Annotated in this window: 2 protein-coding genes and 1 pseudogene; 1 reads left to right on the top strand and 2 read right to left on the bottom strand. The window is 62.8% G+C overall.

The window, feature by feature from the left end; translation table 11 throughout:
• Positions 1–534 (bottom strand): sodium:proton antiporter (locus tag EN969_RS30495; protein WP_206525274.1); only part of this gene is annotated, 534 nt, incomplete at its 3' end.
• Positions 535–561: 27 nt separating this feature from the next.
• Entirely contained in the window at positions 562–1,176 is a 615-nt protein-coding gene (gene pncA, locus EN969_RS30490; protein WP_063169737.1) for a bifunctional nicotinamidase/pyrazinamidase, read from the bottom strand.
• A gap of 108 nt (positions 1,177–1,284) precedes the next feature.
• On the opposite strand from pncA, the pseudogene EN969_RS36360 reads away from it, so the two are divergent.
• A pseudogene (locus EN969_RS36360) lies at positions 1,285–1,549 on the top strand (xanthine dehydrogenase family protein subunit M); the annotation flags it as partial.

Here is a 1,549-nt window from a genome sequence, read left to right as displayed (position 1 = left end):
GTTGGACACCAGGAAGATGAAGAAGATGACGACATGGGCGTTGAACCGCCTGTTATCGTTGGCGCGGATGATCGGCCGGATCAGGATCATCGAGGCACCGGTCGTGCCGATCACCGAGGCCAGCAGCGCGCCGACCAGCAGCAGGCCGGCATTCACCAGCGGCGTGCCGTGAATGTTGCCGGCAAGGAGAATGCCGCCGGAAATGGTGAACAGCGCAAACAGCAGGATGATGAACGACATGTATTCGGCGAGCAACGCATGCAGCACCGCTTCGGTCGCTGTGGGGACACCGAAGGCGACCGCCAGCGGCAGGACCACCAGAGCGCCCCAAAGGGCCGCGATCTTGCCGTAGTGATGCTCCCAGACATGAAGAAACAGCAGCGGACCAGTGGCGATCGACAACAGCAGCCCGGCAAAGGGCAGCGCCCACCACAGCGACATCGAAGCGCCGGGCAGGCCGTGTTCCTCCGCCCCGAAAGCCTGTGCCGGAAACAGCACGGCCACGACGATTGCCGCCTTCGTCGCGACCCACAAAAAGCCCCTCTTGCGCCTCACGATCCGTCAGTCCGACAAAGGGTCTTCGAGCCTCACGCCGGCGTCGCGCATGCGCTGCAGCGTGGCATGGAGCGAACCGTTGAGATCGATGCCGCGGCAGGCATCCAGCCGCACTGTGGTTTTGAAGCCCTGGCTGACGGCATCCAGCGCCGAAAAGCCGACGCAGAAATCGGTCGCCAGCCCGACCAGGGTCAGCGTGTCGATGCCGCGCTCCCGGAGGTAGCCGGCAAGGCCGGTCTGGGTCGTGCGGTCGTTCTCGAAGAAGGCCGAGTAGCTGTCGATATCAGGCCGAAATCCCTTGCGAATGACGAGCTCGGCCTTGGTCCAGGCGAGGCCGGAATGGAAATCCGAGCCCAGGCTGCCCTGGATGCAGTGGTCCGGCCACAGCGTCTGCTGGCCGTACGGCATTTCGATCATGGTGAAGGGCTGCGCGCCCGGATGGCTGGAAGCAAAGCTGGAGTGACCGGCGGGATGCCAGTCCTGCGTCAGCACGACATGGTCGGTTCGCCGGATCAGGTCGTTGACCAGCGGCACGATCTCGTCGCCGCCGGCAACCGCCAGCGCGCCGCCGGGACAAAAATCGTTCTGCAGGTCGATGACGACAAGCGCTTCGTCGGCCATGGGCTTTCCTCTTCCGTATGCAGGCTCCAGTGGAAAATGCCGCTGACGCGACCGGACGCAGAAACTTGACCAGATGGCCGGCCGCGTCAACCTCTCAAGCCATAACAAATGCGTGCCGGCGGCGCCGCGGCAAACTCCGGCTTTGACAAATCCTGCCAGCTTGATATCATTTGCATACGAATGAATTTTCCGACCCCTGTGCTGGAAGGATCTTTCGAAGTACCAGCTCTGGAAGGCCTCTTTTCGGGAAGGCAAAGCGTGATCCGTTACGCGAAACCCACCTCGGTCGACGAAGCGCTCGCTTTGCTTGGCGAGGGCGCCTGGCGCATCCTTGCCGGTGGCACCGATTTCTATCCGGCACAGGGCAGCAAAC

Origin of the sequence: Mesorhizobium sp. M7A.F.Ca.CA.003.01.2.1, from assembly GCF_003998945.1 — a bacterium.
GTDB classification, from domain to species: Bacteria; Pseudomonadota; Alphaproteobacteria; order Rhizobiales; family Rhizobiaceae; genus Mesorhizobium; species Mesorhizobium ciceri.
This window is presented reverse-complemented; position numbering and strand designations above follow the sequence as displayed.